This is a genomic window from Actinosynnema sp. NPDC023794 (assembly GCF_040639675.1).
GTDB classification, from domain to species: Bacteria; Actinomycetota; Actinomycetes; order Mycobacteriales; family Pseudonocardiaceae; genus Actinosynnema; species Actinosynnema luteola.
On the sequence record NZ_JBFAFR010000017.1, the window covers coordinates 100223 to 117311 of the forward strand.

Sequence of the window (17089 nt, forward strand, 5' to 3'; positions counted from 1 at the left end):
GTCGGCGGCTATGCTGCGTGTCATCTCGTTCTCGCGGACGTAGGCGGCTGAGGCCCCACCCGCGAAATCCTTCGAAGTTCCCGGCACCGGTCGGATGTGGCTCGTCGAGCCTTTCCCGACGTGTTCCCGGGTCCCGTCGCGGCGTCGCCGCGCACTCCACCCATTCCCGCGATCAGGGAGAAAACCCTTGAACCACAACGATCCTTCCGACACCCGGCTCACCTCCGGCGTCCTCGACGTCGTCGACCGCCGCGCCGTCCTGCGCACCGACCGCTACCTGCCGGGACCGCTCGACGTCGCCGTCGCGCGGCACCTGGTGACCGAACACGGCCTGCGGCGCGGTGACGAGGTGCACGGCCGCGTCGCGCCCGCGCCCGGGGAAGGCAAACCGCCCTCGCTGGTCACGGTCGAGGCCGTCAACGGCGCGCACCCGCGCCACTCCCGGTCCCGGCCGTCCTTCGCCGACCTCCTGCCCGCCCACCCGGACGAACGGCTGCGGTTGGAGACGGAGGCGCACGAGCTGACCACGCGGGTGGTCGACCTGGTGATGCCCATCGGCAAGGGGCAGCGCGCGTTGATCGTCGCCCCGCCCAAGGCGGGCAAGACCACCGTCCTGCGATCCATCGCGCACGGCCTCGCCAAGAACCACCCCGAGTGCCACCTGATGCTGGTCCTGGTCGGCGAACGGCCGGAGGAGGTCACCGACCTCGCCCGAGCCGTGCCCGCCGAGGTCGTCGCCGCCACCTTCGACCACCCGCCCCGCGACCACACCGCGCTCGCCGAACTCGCCGTCGAACGGGCGAAACGCCTGGTCGAGCTGGGGCGTGACGTCGTGGTGCTGCTGGACTCCGCGACCCGACTGGGCCGGGCCTACAACCTCGCCGCACCCGTGTCCGGCCGGACCCTGTCCGGCGGCGTGGACGCGGGCTCCCTCACCGGTCCCAAGCGGTTCCTGGGCGCCGCGCGCAACATCGAGGGCGGCGGTTCGCTGACGATCATCGCCACCGCGTTGGTCGACACCGGCTCGGCGGGCGACGCGCTGCTCTTCGAGGAGTACAAGGGCACCGGCAACGCCGAACTGCGGCTGGACCGCAAGGCCGCCGCCCGGCGCGTGTTCCCCGCCGTGGACGTCACCCAGTCCGGCACGCGCCGCGACGACCTGCTGCTCACACCCCGCGAAGCGACGGCGACCCGCCTGCTGCGCCGTGTCCTCGCCGGCAAGGAGGACGCGGTCGACGTGCTCCTCGACGGCCTGCGCAAGACCGGCGACAACGCCGAGTTCCTCGTCCGCCTCACGAACACCACGCCGCGCTGACGCCCACGTGCCCGGAGGCGGTCAGCGGCGCGACCCGACGCTGACGAAGGCGACCGCGCCGAGCACCACCAGGCACCCGACCAGCTGCGGCGCGCTCGGCCGCTCGTGCAGCAGCAGGACACCCATGAGGATCGCGCCCACCGGCTGCAACAGCATCATCGTCGCGCCCGTCGCACTCGACAGCCGCGGCAGCGCCGTGGAGATCAGCAGCCAGCCGGCGATCTGGCCGATCAGCGCCAACGCGACCAGCCAGCCGAGCACGGGCCACCCCGGCGACAGGTCGAGCCGGCCCGTCGGCACGCCGATCGCCACCGCCGTCACCCCGGCCGACGCGGTGGCCAGGAACAACGTGTGGTCGCGGGCGCCGGGACCGGTGCTGCGGCGCATCAGCACCAGGTAGGCCGCGAACCCCACCCCCGCGCCCAACGCCAGCACCGCGCCCAGGACCGGGTCGGGGCCGAACGCCGGCGTGCCCGCCAGGCCACCCGCCAGCACGATCCCGCCCAGCAGCACGGGCGCGGCCCACACGAAGCGGTTCGACGGCCATTCCCGGAACACCAGGTAAGCCACCGCGGGCACGATCACCACCTGCACGGACAGCAGCACGGTCGCGATGCCCGCGCCGACCAGGGCGATCGCGTCACCCCACAGCACGAAGTCCACGCCGAGCCCGACACCGGCCAGCAGCGGCAGCAGCAACCGCCGCCGCGCCGTGCCCCGCCGCCGTTCCCACCACACCAGCACTCCCAGCACCGGTAGCGAGAACAGGCAGCGCCAGAACGCGCTGGTGCTGCCACTGGCGCCGGACACCTTGATGAACACCGACGACAGCGCGATGCAGAGGCTGCCCGCCATCGCGAGCATCGCCGGGTTCACCCGCGTGCCGGGCGGCACGGTCGCCGGTCGGGTTTCGGTCGTGGTCACCCGTCCACCCTGAGGTCCACCGACCATCAAGGACAAGCGAATTGTCGTCAGCGGAATTCGGTAGCATCTCTACTGTGTTCGGTTTGGAGCGGATGCGTGCCCTGCACGCCGTGGCGACCCACGGAACGGTCGCGGCGGCGGCCACGGCGCTGCACGTCACCCCGTCCGGCGTGTCCCAGCAACTGGCCAAGCTGGAACGGGAAGCCGGGCAACGGCTGCTGGAGCCGCACGGCCGCACCGTCCGGCTCACCACCGCCGGGCACGTGCTCGCGGGCCACGCGGCCACCATCCTGGCCCAGGTCGACAAGGCGCGGTCGGACCTGGAGCTGCTGCGCGAGGACATCACCGGCCCGCTGCGCATCGGCGCCATCCCCACCACCGTGCACGCCCTGCTGCCGCCCGTGCTGGCGGCGTTGCGCGCGCAGCACCCCGGCCTGGAGGTGACCCTGCACGAGGGCGAGGCGGAGGAGACCATGCCGCTGGTGGTCGACGGCAGGCTGGACGTGGCCGTCCTGGAGAGCTGGGAGCACCGGCCCGTCACCGTGCCGCCGTCGACCTCGCGGACCACGCTGCTGTCCGACGTGGGGGACCTCGCCCTGCCCGCGAGCCACCGCCTGGCGCACCGCAAGGCCGTCGACCTGGCCGAGGTGGACGACCTGCCGTGGATCGCCTGGAGCGCGGGCTCGGGCTGCTACGACTGGCTCGTGCACGTGCTGCGGCAGCAGGGCCTGGGCGCGCGGATCACCTGCACCGTCGGCAGCTACCCGACCCAGCTGGCCCTCGTCGCGGGCAACGTGGGCGCGGCCGTGATCCCGCGCCTGGGCCGCGACTCCGTGCCCGAGGGCGTGCGGCTCCTCACCACCCGTCCGGCGCTGAACCGCACCATCTACGCGATCAACCGCGCCGAGGACGACGACCGGGGTGCGATCAGGGCCTGCGTGGACGCCCTGACGTCGGCGGCGACCAGGTTCCAGCACCTCGCCTGACGGCGGGCACGCGAGCGCCCGCCCCCGACCGGAGAGCGTCCTGGTCGGAGGCGGGCGCCGGAGAGGGCCGCGCTCAGACTCTCGTCAGCTGGAACTGCTGGTTCTGCCCGGAGCTGCACGGGTACTGCTTGAACTGCAGGTTCTCCTGCGAGCTGGACGGCAGGTCCAGGCACTTGCCGGAGTGCCGCGCGACCAGCCTGGAGTAGCCCGACCCGGCGTCGACCAGCGACCACTGCTGGTTCTGCCCGGAGTTGCAGCTCCACTGCACGACGGCCGCGCCGTCGGCCGTGCTGCTGTCGCTCACGTCGAGGCACTTGCTGGAGTGCCGGGCGATCAGCTGGTAGTAGTTGCCGCCCGCGGACTGCAAGCGGAACTGCTGGTTCGCGCCGCTGCCGCACGGGTACTGCATCAACGCCGCGCCGTCCGCGCCGCTCGCGTTGGCGACGTCGAGGCACTTGCCGGAGTGCCGCACGCTGATCCGGTTGTAGGTCAGGGCCACGGGGCTGATCGTGCCGGTCGCCGCGTCGATGACGATCTGACCGGCGTTCGACAGGCTCATGGTGGTGTTGTTGGAGAACGTGATCGGGAGCCAGACGTAGCTGGAGTCGCTCACGGGTCCGTTCCAGGCGCCCGCCCAGCGGTCGCCCATGTAGAGGTACGACGTCGACTGGGTGCCCTGGATCGGCAGCACGTACGCGGGTTGCGAGCGGTACGTGGTCGAGTCGCCCACGTTGCGCATCTCGCTCCAGGGACCGGACACGCTGGTGGCGGTGGCGTACTTCGCCTGGTTCGGCGACCACCCCGTGGCGCCGGACGTGAGCATGAAGTACACGCCGTTGCGCTTGAACAACGCCGGCGCCTCGCGGTGCCCGCCCGGCCACGGGTTGCCGACCAGCTGCGCGACACCGCGGTAGTCGGCGTTGAGGCGGTAGATGTGCAGGTCGTAGTTCTCCCGCGCGGCCGAGATCATGTACGCCGTGCCGTCGTCGTCCTTGTACAGCGTGATGTCACGCGACATGTGGCCGAGCGGCCGGAAACTGCCCTGGTAGGTGTAGTTTCCGTCCACAGTGGACGAGTACGCCACGGCCGCGCGCGCCTCGCCGTAGTGCTGGCCGTTCTCCCAGTGCATCCACATGACGTACTGGCCCGTGGACGCGTTGTAGATGACCTTCGGCCGTTCCACCCAGGAGGTGCGCAGTTCCGAGTGGCTGTTCTGGGTGAGGACGTTGTTGCGGAACTCCCAGGTCTTCAGGTCGGTCGACCGGTAGACGGAGACGGCGCGGAACAGGTTGTCCGGGTGCCGGTTCTCGCCGAACCAGTAGTAGTAGCTGCCGACCTTGATCACCCCACCGCCGTGCGCCTGGACGAGGTTGCCGCTGGTGTCGGTGAACTGCACGCCCACGTCCACGGTGACGGGAGCGGCGTGCGCCGTGCCGCCGGGGAGCAGCAGGGTGGCCAAGCCGACGGCCGCGGCGGTCAACGCCGCACGCCACCGCCTCGGGGACAAGCGGGACATCTGGACTCCTTTGTCCGGCCCACCACAGGGATCGAACGGCCGGCGCCCGGTGTGGGCGAATCCGTGCGCCGGCCCATCAGGGACGGCTCGCCGTCCCGCTGCGCGGCCACCTCGCGCGGTCTGGCCCCGGTGCCGCCGGGCATTCCGTCGGCACCGTGCGGCGGCGTCGCCGTCCCACGCAATGTTTACGCAAACATCGGGACCAATGCTGGCAGTGCGCCGTGCCGGCGTCAAGACTCGGGCAGGCGGGACGGGAGCGGTGACGTCAAGCGGTGGAACCGCCGGGTGATCGTGTCCCGGTTCGCGTGGTTCACCAGTGGCGGTTGCAGCACTCGACGTGCAGCTCGACCAACGGGTTGCGGGCGTCCGGGTTGGACCGCTTGTGGCGTCCCAGCCCGATCTCCGCGCAGCAGTGCGTGTCGGGCAGGGCGGCGATGTGGGCCGGGCAGTCCTCGGCGAGCCCGCGCACCTGGTCGCCCTGGAGCTCGTAGGCCGGCCTGCTGCCGACGACGAAGAGGGTGTCGGCGGCGATGGTCCAGCGGAGGTGGTCGCGGAACTCGCGGTGGTGGCGCCGCTCGTGCTCCTCGCGCTCGATCGTGCGGAACGCGTCGGGCGGCAGCGCCACCTTGTGGACGGCGGCCGGTGACAGGCCGGCGCGGACCTGCTTCCACCGCGACACGGGGAACCGGAGGCTGTGGTGCAGCAGCACGAGGTCGAGCTTCCGGCCGCCGCCGTACTCCTCACCGCAGCGGGACGGGCTCGACCGCAGCGGCAGGTACACGAGGCTGCGGGGTGAACGCGCGGCCAGCCACCAGGCGAACGCGAGGTCCACGGTCGCGGCCTTGTCCACCGACATCTGCGCGCCGCGCGAGGTTTCGCGCAGTGACGCGTGGGGGATCGGTCGCGAGGGGCGGATCACCCGGTAGCCGTCGCCACCCAACCGCACGGCGCTGACGAGCGTCCGCCACTCCCGTCCGGCCAACCGCACGTGTCCACCCTCCTCCGGCGTCGATCGACGGCGACACTGTAGGCACCGGCGTCCACCGACGACCAGCGAATTGGCCGCGTCCCAAGGCGGTGCGCCGTCGGCCGCTACGCAGCGGAACCATGCACTCGACCGGCTCACGTGCCGTGATGGATCGGGTGAACCGGTCTTCGACGCCTCCAACTCGGAGTGGAACGGCGCTAGCGTTCCACTCCGTCCGGCCGTCGAGCACGAGGAGGTCGTCGGATGCGACGGTTCGCCAAGGTCGCCGCCGCCGTGTCGGCAGTCCTGCTGGCATCGGCCCTGGCCGCCGCCCCCGCCGCCCACGCGGTGCAGAACGATCCCACCGAGTGCTCCGCGGAGCTGTACCAGGACGACCGCAGGCTCGGGCCCGCGCGCCTGCCCGTGGCGGGCGCGGTCGGCGATCAGCTGGTCGGGTACGACCGCACCGGCGGCCTGTCCGAGGAGGAGTTCTTCGACACCTACTACGACAGCACCGCGAACTCGTGGCGCTACCCGCCGGCGGACGGCTACGAGGTCGACCAGGACGGCAACCCGATCAAGCAGCGGGAGACCCTGGACCGGGGCGAGCGGATCGACCGCTACGGCAGCGAGTACGGCGCGTTCCTCGCGCCCGAGGGCCTGCCGTACGCCACCCGCTCCATCCCGCCGCAGAACCTCGTCGGCACGCCGGCGGAGGACTGCAACTACCACGTCTACCTCGTCATCAGGGACTTCGCCGTCGACGCGGGCCCGATCGCACCGTGGTTCGCCCAGACCGGCGGCGGCAGTCAGTACCAGCTGCGGGGCGCGTACGTGCCGGACGCGCCGGAGCGGCTGAACGTGGCGTGGTTGCTGGAGCACCACTACCTCCAACGCCTGCGCTGACGGCGACCTCGCCCGGTGCTTCCCACGATCGTCGGCCGGTTCGGTGACGAGCCGGCCGACGATCGTGTGCCACGTCGGCCGGACTGAACCGGGTACCGCACTGTGTGAACGGCTCGATCGGCAAGCCGTAGTCGACGCAGCGGGACCGCACCGCCACGATGGGGGAAAGCGCGGGAGGTGCGGCCAGTGGACCCGGCAACGCGGATTCCCATGGCACGAGGTCGGTTGCCGGTCGTCGGGCACGCCTGGCCGATGATGCGCGACCCGCTCGGCTTCCTCGGCTCCCTCGCCCGCCAGGGGCCCCTGGTCCGCATCGCGTTCGGGCCGGTCAAGGCGATCGTCGTCTGCGACGCCGAGCTGGCGCAGCAGGTGTTCCGCGACGACCGCACGTTCGACAAGGGCGGCCCGTTCGCCGACCGGGTGCGCGACGTGGTCGGCAACAACCTGTCCACCTGCCCGCACCACGAGCACCGCAGGCAACGGCGGCTGCTGCAGCCCGCGTTCCACGTCGGCAGGTTCGACGCCTACGGGCGCACGATGTCCGCGCAGATCGCCGCCCGCGTCGACGCGTGGCGCGACGGGCAGGTGCTCGACGTGCCCGCGGAGATGGGCATGCTCGCCACGAACGTGCTCACCGCCACCATGTTCTCCGACACGCTGTCGCCCGCGGAGCTCAAGCGGTCGCAGGAAGACGCGGACGTGCTCGCCACCGACGTCCTGCCGCGCATGATGATGCCCAAGGCGCTCACCAGGCTGCCGCTGCCGGTCAACGTGAGGTTCGAGCGGGCGCACGTCCGGCTCAGGGCGATGATCGAGGCGATCGTCCGCGCCCGGCGCGAGGAGGGCGGCGACCGGGGCGACCTGCTGTCCGCGCTCCTCGCCGGGTACGACGAGGAGTCCACCGGCGCGGACCGGACCTTGTCGGACCACGAGGTGGTCAACCAGATGCTCACCTTCCACCTCGCCGGCAGCGAGACGACCGCCGTCACGCTCGCGTGGGCGCTGCACCTGATCGCACGCCACCCCGACGTCGAACGCCGCCTGCACGCCGAGGTGGACGCCGTGCTGGCCGGGCGGACCGCGGGACCGGGTGACGTGGCCGCGTTGGAGCTGACCGGGCGCGTGATCACCGAGACGCTGCGCCTGCGGTCACCGGTGTACGTCCTCACCCGCGAGGTCACCGCCGACACCGAGCTCGGCGGGCACCCGCTGCCGGCCGGCACGGTGCTGGCGTACAGCCCGTACCCCATCCACCACAACGCCGACCTGCACCCGGACCCGCAGCGCTTCGACCCCGACCGCTGGGACCCGGCCCGCAAGCCCGCGCGCCACGCGTTCGTGCCGTTCGCCAACGGCGCCCGCAAGTGCATCGGCGACAAGTTCAGCCTGATGGAGGCGACGTTGGCGCTGGCGTCCATCGTCGCCCGATGGCGGTTGCAGCACGTGCCCGGCGGCGAGGACGTCCGCCCTGCGGCGGCGGCGGTGATCCGGCCGCGTCGGCTGCGGATGCGCGTGACGAGCCGGGTGTCCTAGCGCCGCGGCCGGCGACCACGGCTGCCGGCCGCCGCACCAGCCGCCCGGTCCGGGTCGATACGCTGGCGTCGTGACCCCCGATCTCGTCCTGCTGTCCGGGGTGTCCTTCCACGGCCACGAGATCCCGGGTCCGCGACTGCGCGGTCTCCTCGCCCTGCTCGCCGCCGACCTGCGCGCCGGCTGCGGCGCCGGGCGGCTGGTCGACGGGCTGTGGCCCGACGAGCGGCCGGAGAACCCGCCCAAGGCCGTGCAGGTCCTCGTCTCCCGGGCACGGTCCCGGCTCGGTGCCGACGTGATCGCGCGGACCCCGACCGGCTACCGGTTGGCGTTGACCGAGGAGCAGGTGGACAGCTCGGCGCTGCTGGTCCGCGCCGAGGACTCCGACCGGTGTTCGCGGGCCGGTGACCACGCCGCCGCGCTCTCGCACGCCGCCGCCGGCCTGGCCCTGTGGAACGGCGACCCCGGCGACGACGCCGATCCCGTCACCGCGTTGCGGGCGGAGCGGGCCGCCGCACATCGCGCGCTGGTGCGGGCCCGCGCGCTCGCCCTGGCCCGGCTGGACCGGCCCGCGGAGGCGGTGGGCCCGTTGGCGGAGCTGGCCGCGGCCCGCCCGCGCGACGAGGAGGTGCTGGTCGAGCTGCTGCGGTGCGAGGCGGCGACGGTCGGCCCGGCCACGGCGCTCGCCCGCTACGACGCCCACCGGCGGGCGCTGCGCGATGAACTCGGCACGGACCCCGGCCCGTCGCTGCGGGCCGAGCACCGGCGGCTGCTCCAGGGCGCGGCGCCCGCGGTCCGGCACGGTGTCGCGCACGAGCCGAACCCGTTGCTGGGCCGGGACGAGGACGTCGCCGCCGTGGAGGCGCTGCTGCGCACCTCCCGCGTGACGTCGATCGTCGGTCCGGGCGGCCTCGGCAAGACCCGGCTCGCCCACGCCGTCGCCCGCCGCGCGGAGGCGTCGGTGGTGACCGTCGTGCCGCTGGCCGCCATCGCCACCGACGACGACGTGGCCCACGAGGTCGCGATAGCCCTCGGTGTGGGCGAGCACCGGACGCCGGGCGGGCACGTCGCGGGCGGTGACGTCGTCGCCGCCATCGCGGCCAAGCTCGCCGCCGCCCCTTCCCTGCTGGTGCTGGACAACTGCGAGCACGTCGTCGCGGGCGCCGCCGACCTGGTCCGCGCCCTGGTGTCGCTGACCGCCGAGCCGCGGATCCTCACCACCAGCCGGACACCGCTCGGCCTGTCGTCGGAGTCGGTCCACCAGCTGCCGGAGCTGAGCCTGGCGACGAGCGCGGAGCTGTTCGGGCAGCGCGCGCGGGCGGCGCGGCCCGGCGTCGACCTGCCCGCGACGGCCGTGGCGGAGCTGTGCCGCCACCTCGACGGGCTGCCGCTCGCGGTCGAGCTGGCCGCCGCACGCGTGCGGATCATGTCCGTGGCGGAGATCGCCCGGCGGCTCGACGACCGGTTCGCCCTGTTGCGCGGCGGCGCCCGGGACGCGCCGCGACGCCACCACACCCTGCACGCGGTCGTGGACTGGAGCTGGAACCTGCTGGACCCGGCCGGTCGGGCGGCGATGCGCGCGCTGTCGGTGTTCACCGACGGGTTCACCGCCGACGCGGCACGCGTGCTGCTCGGTGCGCTGCCCACGACGACGCGTGACGTGGACGTGGTGCTGGAGCACCTGGTCGACCACTCGTTGGTCAAGGTGTCCGACACGCCGTCGGGCACCCGGCTGCGGATGCTGGAGACGGTCCGGGAGTTCAGCGCCGCGCGGGCTGCGGTGGCGGGTGAGGCCGACGACGTGACGACCGCGTTCCTGGGGTGGGCGCGGGCGTTCGGGATGGCCGAGCACTCGAACCTGTTCGACTCCGACCCCTACGACACGGCCGCCGCGGTCAAGGCGGAGCAGGAGAACCTGCTCCAGGCGCTCCGGTCGGCGCTGCGCCGCGACGACCGGCCCACCGTCGCGGCGATCACCGCGGTCCTCGGCGGCATGTGGAGCCTGGGATCGAACTACCCGCGGCTCACGGCGTTGATCCGGCAGACCTCGTGGCCGCTGTCGCACTACCGGCCGGAGCCCGCGTTCGTCGAGGTGACCCGGACCGCCCTCACCGTGGCCGTGGCGTACGCGTTCGGCTCCGGTGGTCCGAGGCCGTCGCGGTCGGTCGTCGCGCTGCGCCGGCTCGGGGTGGCGGAGCCGGACACGGTGGTCCGGGCGATCGGCTGGGTGGTCGCCGCGCTGGGCGACCGGGTGGAGCTGCGCCGGCTGTGCGACAGCGCCGAGCCGCTGGTGGCCGGCGTCGCGAACGCCTTCGCCGGCTACTACCGGGAAGCCGTCGGCGACGTCGACGGTGCGCTGGAGGCGGCCCGGCTGGCACTCGACGTGTTCACCGGGCACGACCTGCCGTGGCCGCGCTCGTTCGGGCACGGCCGGGTCGCCGAGATCTGCCTGCGCTCCGGGCGGGGTGCGGAGGCCCGCGACCACCTGGTCGCGGCGCTGCCGCTGCTCCAGCGCCTCGGCGCGCGGGTCGACGCGGTCGGCGTCCGGGCGTGGCTCGTGCTGGCCAACCTCCAGCTCGGCGACACCGCCGACGCCGAGCGGTGGTTGGACGGTCTCACGCGGGTCGCGCTCGACGAGGAGGAGGCCGAGTCGGTCGGCTACGACCTCGGCATCCGGGCCGAGGTGCGGTTCGCCCGCGGTGAGGTGGAGGCGGGCCTGCGGCTGTGGCGGCGGGCCGTGGACCGGGTCGGCGACGCCGGCGTCCCGCTCGACCTGGACCCGTGGGCGGTGCAGGCGCGGTCGGTGGCCGTCGTCGCGCACGCCCGGCACGGTCGGCTCGACCTCGTTGCCGACGTCGCCGACGCGCTGCCCGGACCGCTGGCCGACCTGGTGGCCCAGCCGTTGGTCGACCCGCCGCCGCACCTGGTGGAGCAGTCGCTCTGCGGCACCCTGCTGGTGGCCGTCGCCACGGCGGACCTCGCCCGAGCCCGACAGGCCGGTGACCCGTGCCTCGCGCGGTCGGCGGCCCGGATGCTCGCGCTGGCCGAGCGGTTCCGCTTCTGGTGCGACTTCCAGCCGACGATGTCCCCGGCCGCGATCCGGGAGGACGCCGAGCGGGCCGACCGGGCGGCGTACGACGAAGCCGTGTCGTCGTACGCCGCCCTGGACCGGGCCGGGCTCCGCGCGGCGGCGCTGGACCTGGTGCGGGAACGTCCGCTCGGTCGGTGAACGCGGACCGCTCAGCGGGTGCGGTCCCGGTTGTAGAGCCGCTTCGCCCACGCGTACCCGGCCAGCGCGATCACGGCGCACCAGCCGAGCGCGATCACGGCGCTGTTCCCGATCGGCGTGCCGAGCAGCAGGCCGCGCACCGTTTCCATGACCGGGGTGAACGGCTGGTGCTCGGCGAACCACCGCAGCCCGGCCGGCAACGAGTCGGTCGGCACGAACCCGCTGCCGAACAGCGGCAGCAGCGTCAGCGGCATGGACAGGTTGCTCGCCGCCGCGACGGTCTTCGTCACCAACCCCATGGCGACGGCCAGCCACACGAGCGCGAACGTCGTCGCGGTGAGCACGCCGGTGACCGCCAGCCACTCGACCGCGGTCGCGTTCGGCCGGAACCCGACGAGCACGGCCACGCCGAGCACGACGGCGAGGCTGAACAGGGTGTGCAGCACGCTGCCGAGCACGTGCCCGGTCAGGACGGACACCCGGGCGATGGCCATGGTCCGGAACCGGGCGATGATGCCCGCCGTCATGTCGATCGCCACCGAGATCGCGGTGCCCTGCACGGCGCCGGTGATGGTGACGATCAGGATGCCGGGCGTGACGTAGCCGACGTAGGCGCCGCGACCGCCCGACCCGCCGCCGAGGCCGTCGCCGAGCATGCCGCCGAGCACGTAGACGAACAGCAGCAGCAAGACGATCGGCACGGCGAGCAGCATCAGCGTCATGGACCAGGCGCGGGACATGTGCCGCAGTTGGCGGCGCAGCATCGTGGTCGAGTCGCGGACGGCCAGGGAGATCGCGGTCATCGGGTGGTCGCTTCCTGAGCGGGGGCAACGGCGGCCGTGACGGGCTGGCCCGTCACGGCGAAGAACACGTCGTCGAGGTCGGGTGTGCGCACGGCCAGCGCGTCCACGTCGACCGAGGCTGCGTCGAGGCGGTCGAGCAGGGCTCTGAGCGAGCGGGCGCCGCCGTCGCCGGGCACCCGCAGGACCAGCGGCTCGTCGGCCGGGTCCGGCGCCACGCCCAGCGCCGCGGCGGCCTCGTCCAGGGCGCGGTCGTCGGCGAACCGCAGTTCGACGTGCCCGCCCGGCGCCAGCCGCTTCAGCTCGGCCGGTGTGCCCTCGGCGACGAGCCTGCCGCGGTCGAGCAGCGCGATCCGATCGGCGAGCCGGTCCGCTTCCTCCAGGTACTGCGTGGTGAGGAAGATCGTCACGCCCCGGGCGACCAGGTCGCGGACGATCTGCCACATGTCGCGCCGGCCGCGCGGGTCGAGCCCGGTGGTCGGCTCGTCGAGGAAGACCACCTCCGGGTCGCCGATGAGGCCCATGGCGAGGTCGAGCCGACGCCGCATGCCGCCGGAGTACGTCACGCCCGCCTTCTTCGCCGCCTCGCCGAGGTCGAACCGTTCGAGCAGGTCCGTCACGCGTCGTCGGCCCTCGGCCCGGCCCAGGTGGTGCAGGTCGGCCATGAGCAGCAGGTTCTCCTCTCCGGTGAGGAAGTCGTCGACCGCGGAGAACTGGCCGGTGACGCCGATCGCGGCCCGCACGAGATCCGGTTCGCGGAGCACGTCGTGCCCGGCGACGCGGACCTCGCCCGCGTCGGCGCGGATCAGCGTCGACAGGATCCCGACCACGGTCGTCTTGCCGGCGCCGTTGGGGCCGAGCAAGGAGAAGACGGTGCCCTCGGGCACGTGCAGGTCGATGCCGTCGAGCACCACCTGCCTGCCGTACGACCGGCGCAGACCGGTCACCGCGATCGCGGGGTTGTTCGTCATGCGGAGGACAGTGCCGCCGCACCGGATCACGACGGTTTCACCGCGGTTTCAGCGCCTCCCGGGCAGTCGTCGTATTCCCCCGGATCGAGGTCGCAAGAGTTTCGTGAAGCGAAATGGGACGTCGTCGACTCCCCCTCGACCATGCGGCCGATCCGGCTACTCCGACATTGGCACATCGACCGATATCGCGACTCCCGGAAGGGAGTTCGCCCGCGTTTCACCCCTCCGGTCGCGGCAGTGTTTACCGCTACGGTTGGCGACCAGGAGTGGCTCCCTGTGGTTATGTTGGAGGGTGATCGTGCACCGCTGGCGTGAGCGGGCCGATTGCCGCAGGTCGGAGGACGAGGGGTGTGGTGATCCGATGTCGGCGGTCGAATGCGCGGCGGACGCCATTCCCCGTCCGGTGGAATGGTGCGGTCCAAGTGGGCGCCGCGAGTGCGATCGGAATCCGCGACAACGCGCAATCCTCCCCGTGGCCCGGCCCGCCGGCCGCAGCGGGCGGAAGCGGTGACGGCTGCCCCCGTGCCCGTCCGGGTGGAACTGCTGGGCGCGGTCCGGGCCTGGCGCAACGGGGTCGAGGTCGAACTGGGCACCGCACGGCAGCGCGCGGTGTTCGCCCTGCTCGCCCTCCGGGCCGGGCAGGCCGTGTCCAAGGACGAGCTGATCGACGGTGTGTGGGGCGACTCGCCGCCCGCGACGGCCGGCGCCGGCCTCTACACCTACATCTCCGGCCTGCGCCGGGCCTTGGAGCCGGAGCGGCCCAAGCGGTCCGCCGGGGTGGTGCTCACCTCCGCCGGGTCCGGGTACTGCCTGCGCGTGCCGGTGGACGGCGTGGACGTCCACCGGTTCGAACGCCACCGCGAACGGGCCAGGGAGCTGGCCGACCGCGAACCGGCGCTGGCGTTGGCCGAGTTGGAGCAGGCGCACGCGTTGTGGCGGGGTGAGGCGCTGTCCGGGGTGCCCGGCCCGTTCGCCGAGTCGCAGCGGTCGCGGCTGCACGAGCTGCGGTTGGCCACCGCGGAACGGCGGGCCGAGCTGGCGCTGGTCGTCGGGCGGCACGAGGACGTGATCGCGGACCTCGCGGCGCTGACCCGCGAGCACCCGGTGCGGGAGGGCCTGCGCGCCCTGCTCATGACCGCGCTGCACCGGGCCGGGCGGCAGGCGGAGGCGTTGGAGGTCTACCACGACGCACGGCGGGTGCTCGTGGAGGAACTGGGCATCGAGCCGGGCTCCGCGCTGCGGCAGGCGCACCGAATCGTGTTGGAGGACAAGGCCGACGACGTCCCCGCGCCGCGGGTCGGCGCCTCGCCGATGATCGAGCCCGCCGTGTTCGTCGGGCGCGAGGAGGAGGCGGACGTGCTGCGCGCGGCCGTCTCCGCCCTGGCCGCCGGTCGGGGCGGCGCGGTCTGGGTCGGTGGCGAACCGGGGATCGGCAAGTCAACCCTGCTGGCCACCGGCCTGTCCCGGGCGGCCGAGGCCGGGTGCCGGGTGGCGTGGGCGGCCGGCGACGAGTTCGGGCCGCGCACCCCGCTGCGGGTGCTGCTCGACTGCCTCGACGTCACCGAGTCCTCCGGTGATCCGCGCCGCGCCGCGTTGGCGCAGGCGCTTCGCCGCCCCGCCGACGCGTCCGACGACCCCGTGCCGCTGGTGATCGAGCGGATGCTCGGCCTGGTCGACGAGCTGTGCGACGAGGCTCCGCTGGTGATCGTGGTCGACGACCTCCAGTGGGTGGACGAGGCCAGCGTCCTGCTGTGGCACCGACTCCTGCGGGTGGTGCGCCAGTGGCCCCTGCTGCTGGTCGCCGCCGGTCGGCCGGTGCCGCGGCGCGCCGACGTGGACCAGGTGCGCCGCGCGGTCGTCGGTTCCGGCGGCCGGGTCGTCGAACTCGGCAGGCTGTCGGACGAGTCGGTCACCGCGTTGCTCACCGCGCGCTTCGGCGCGCCTCCCGGCCGGAGCCTGCGCGCGCTCGCCGACCTGGCCGCCGGGAACCCGCTCTACGCCAAGGACCTCGTCGACGTCGTGCTGCGCGAGCGCGCGGTCCGGGTGGTCGGCGGCCTGGCCGAAGCGGTCGCGGGCGCCGATCAGGAGTTACCCCGCCCGCTGGTGTCGGTGATGGCCCGCAGGCTCGGCTTCCTGTCCGCGAGCACGACGGACGTGCTGCGCTCGGCGGCGTTGTTGGGCGACGAGTTCGCCCTCGGCGACGTCGCGACCGTGACGGGTCGCGGGCTGGGGAGCCTCGTCGCCGCGGTGGAGGAGGCGACGGCCGCCGGCGTGCTGGACGACGGCGGGTCGAAGCTGGCGTTCCGCCACCGGCTGGTCCGGCAGGCGCTCTACCTCTCCGTGCCCGCCGGCGTCCGGACCGCGCTGCACCGCCAGGCCGCCGACGCGCTGGCCGAGGCAGGCGCCCCGGTCGAACTGGTCGTCGGACAGCTGGCCGCCGCGCCGGGCACCGTGGACGAGTGGGCCGCGGACTGGCTGGTCGCGCACGCGGTCGTGCTCGTGAGCAGGGCGCCGGGCCCGGCCGTCGAGTTGCTCCGCGCGGTGATCTCTGAGTCCACTGTGGACGGTGAACGCCGCGAGCGGCTGGCCGCCCTGTTGGCCACCTTGATGTTCTGGCTCGGCCGATCGCCCCAGGCGGCGGCGCGGTACGTGCTGGCCCGCACCAGGGACGCCGACCGGGCCGCCGGGATGCGCTGGATCCTCGCCTACACCCGGTACCGGGACGGGCAGGTGGCGGAAGCCGTCGACGCGTTGCGGGCGGCGGTGGCGGACGACGCGGTGCCGCCGTTGTGGCGCGCGCGGCTCGAGTCGTTGCTGGCGGTCGTGCAGCGGGAAGGCCTCAACGACGTCGCCGCCGCCGAGGAGACGGCGAACCGCGCGTTGCGACGCGGCGAGGACGTGGGCGACGACCTGGCCGCGGCCCACGCGCTGCAAGGGCTGTGGCAGGTCAGCACGGTCCGCCGCGACCACGCGCAGGCGCTGGAGCGGGTCGACCGCGCGCTGGCCCTGACCGACGGTCACCGGGACCTCGGCACGCTGCGGCTCGGCTTGCTGGACGACAAGGCGTTCACGCTGCAGAGCCTGGACCGGCTCGACGAGGCCGACGACGTGCTGCGCGCGGCCCGCGACCTGGCCCGGTCCGGTGGGATGGGCCCGCACGTCACCACCGCCGTGCAGGACTACTGGCGTGGCCGGTGGGACCGGGCGCTGGCCGAGGCGGACGCCCTGCGCGACGAACCGGGCGGCACGGCCGGCGGGCTGGGCGAACGCGGGCCGCACCTGCTCGTGCACGGTGTCGCCGCCCTGATCGCCGCCCGACGCGGCCGGACCCCGGTGGCGGAGAACCACCTCCGTGCCGCCGCCGGCCTGCCACCCGTCACCCCGTCCGAACGGGAGAACGGCGACTTCCTGCTGGTCGCACGGGCGGTGCTGGCCGAGCGCGCGGAACGGCTCGACGAGGCCTTCGCCGCCGTGGAGCCACTGCTGACCTCCAACCCCGCGCACCTGCCCCGGCGGCACCAGTGGCTGCCCGACGTGGCGCGGCTCGCCGTCCGGACCGGGCGGTCGGACATCGCCGAGCGCGCGCTGGCCGCGTGCGTCGAAGAAGCAGCGCTGGAACGGGCTCCCGGTCGGGCGTCCACCGCCGAAGCCCGCTGTCGAGGGCTGGTGGAGGGCGATCCGGAGCCGGTGCTCGCCGCGGCGGCGCGGTACCGGGCCGTGGGACGCCCGGTGGAGCTGGCGGAAGCGTTGGAGGACGCGGCGGTGCTGCTCGCGGCACGGGGTGACCGCGCGGCGGCCGAAGCGGCGTTCCGCGAGGCGCTGGCGGGCTACGAAAGGCTGGGCGCGGTGCACGACGTGCGACGGGCGCGGGTCCGGATGCGTGGTGAGGAACAGGAGTCCGGATGGGTCGGTGCCGGCTGAGGGACTGCGGTCGGGCGGGGCGGT

At 73.8% G+C, this 17089-nt stretch carries 10 protein-coding genes and 1 pseudogene; 6 read left to right on the plus strand and 5 right to left on the minus strand.

Annotation, left to right across the window (positions count from 1 at the left end; all coding sequences use genetic code 11):
- Nucleotides 1-127: 127 nt before the first annotated feature.
- A pseudogene (locus AB0H12_RS29180) lies at nt 128-1315 on the plus strand (transcription termination factor Rho, short form); the annotation flags it as partial.
- A gap of 21 nt (nt 1316-1336) precedes the next feature.
- On the opposite strand, the gene AB0H12_RS29185 reads toward AB0H12_RS29180, so the two are convergent.
- Entirely contained in the window at nt 1337-2266 is a 930-nt protein-coding gene (locus AB0H12_RS29185) for a DMT family transporter (RefSeq protein WP_499627109.1), read from the minus strand.
- Nucleotides 2267-2313: 47 nt separating this feature from the next.
- On the opposite strand from AB0H12_RS29185, the gene AB0H12_RS29190 reads away from it, so the two are divergent.
- A complete protein-coding gene (locus AB0H12_RS29190) occupies nt 2314-3225 on the plus strand; it encodes a LysR family transcriptional regulator (RefSeq protein WP_499627110.1) in 912 nt (303 codons plus the stop codon).
- 73 nt (nt 3226-3298) lie between these two features.
- Here the strand turns inward: AB0H12_RS29190 and AB0H12_RS29195 are convergent, their stop codons facing one another.
- Entirely contained in the window at nt 3299-4741 is a 1443-nt protein-coding gene (locus AB0H12_RS29195; RefSeq protein WP_499627112.1) for an RICIN domain-containing protein, read from the minus strand.
- Between the two features lie 310 nt (nt 4742-5051).
- Nucleotides 5052-5729 carry a hypothetical protein gene (locus tag AB0H12_RS29200; protein ID WP_499627113.1) on the minus strand — a complete coding sequence of 226 codons (678 nt, stop codon included), beginning with the start codon at nt 5727-5729 and terminating at the stop codon, nt 5052-5054.
- Between the two features lie 243 nt (nt 5730-5972).
- On the opposite strand from AB0H12_RS29200, the gene AB0H12_RS29205 reads away from it, so the two are divergent.
- From AB0H12_RS29205 to AB0H12_RS29215, 3 genes are all read left to right on the plus strand, one after another.
- Nucleotides 5973-6614 carry a TNT domain-containing protein gene (locus AB0H12_RS29205; protein ID WP_499627115.1) on the plus strand — a complete coding sequence of 214 codons (642 nt, stop codon included), beginning with the start codon at nt 5973-5975 and terminating at the stop codon, nt 6612-6614.
- 210 nt (nt 6615-6824) lie between these two features.
- Complete coding sequence (locus tag AB0H12_RS29210) at nt 6825-8147, plus strand: cytochrome P450 (protein WP_499627117.1); 1323 nt, start codon at nt 6825-6827, stop codon at nt 8145-8147.
- Between the two features lie 70 nt (nt 8148-8217).
- Nucleotides 8218-11373: an ATP-binding protein gene (locus AB0H12_RS29215; RefSeq protein ID WP_499627118.1), complete on the plus strand. Its 3156-nt coding sequence runs from the start codon at nt 8218-8220 to the stop codon at nt 11371-11373.
- Between the two features lie 11 nt (nt 11374-11384).
- Here AB0H12_RS29215 and AB0H12_RS29220 read toward each other — a convergent pair whose 3' ends face one another.
- Together AB0H12_RS29220 and AB0H12_RS29225 are read right to left on the minus strand one after the other, a co-directional pair.
- A complete protein-coding gene (locus AB0H12_RS29220; protein ID WP_499627120.1) occupies nt 11385-12176 on the minus strand; it encodes an ABC transporter permease in 792 nt (263 codons plus the stop codon).
- Nucleotides 12173-13144 carry an ATP-binding cassette domain-containing protein gene (locus AB0H12_RS29225; RefSeq protein WP_499627121.1) on the minus strand — a complete coding sequence of 324 codons (972 nt, stop codon included), beginning with the start codon at nt 13142-13144 and terminating at the stop codon, nt 12173-12175. The genes AB0H12_RS29220 and AB0H12_RS29225 overlap by 4 nt, the downstream gene beginning before the upstream one ends.
- Nucleotides 13145-13651: 507 nt before the next feature.
- Here AB0H12_RS29225 and AB0H12_RS29230 point away from each other — a divergent pair.
- Nucleotides 13652-17065, plus strand: coding sequence for an ATP-binding protein (locus AB0H12_RS29230; RefSeq protein ID WP_499627123.1), 3414 nt, complete (start codon nt 13652-13654; stop codon nt 17063-17065).
- Nucleotides 17066-17089 lie beyond the last annotated feature (24 nt).